Source organism: Mesorhizobium sp. WSM4829 (assembly GCF_055811475.1).
This window is the reverse complement of the sequence record NZ_JBVVQJ010000146.1, coordinates 1-489: the sequence shown is the minus strand read 5'-3', so window position 1 is coordinate 489 and position 489 is coordinate 1. Positions and strand designations below refer to the sequence as shown.

At 60.5% G+C, this 489-nt stretch carries 1 pseudogene; it reads right to left on the bottom strand.

The features are described from left to right. Positions 1-42 precede the first annotated feature (42 nt). Positions 43-489, bottom strand: a pseudogene (locus AC0L17_RS34600) (hypothetical protein); the annotation flags it as partial.

Genomic DNA, 489 nt, shown 5'->3' with positions numbered 1-489 from the left:
AAGCCGCGACCGGAACGCTGGCCTGAAATCGAACTCGCAGTATCATCGCGGCCAGTTGCCAACAACGTGACATCGCCTCGCGGTCTTCTGTCCGAGCATGGGATTGTCATTGCTCGTGACATCGCGCAGTTGCGGCGCGGCCTTGCCTTCATCGTGGGGAACGACAATGACGGCCTCAGCGAGATGCCAGCGGCGGATCGACGGCACACAATCGGCCAAAGCCACCGAAATGAAGCGCTTCAGATGCAAATAGCGCAGGAAGGCGCGCACCACCCCAAACATCGCCTTGCCGCTGTCGGTGGAGCCATCGAGAGCATGTCGCTCGACATACCCGATGACGATCTCCGGGGTGAGCGCTGCAAACCCATCTGCGCCAGCCGGACAGACCTCCTGCAGAAATCGGCGTGAGAGCAGCTTGTGGGTTTCCACCGTCGAGGCGGTGAGCCCTCCCTCATTCGTGAGGTAAGCCGCGAACACATCAACAATCTG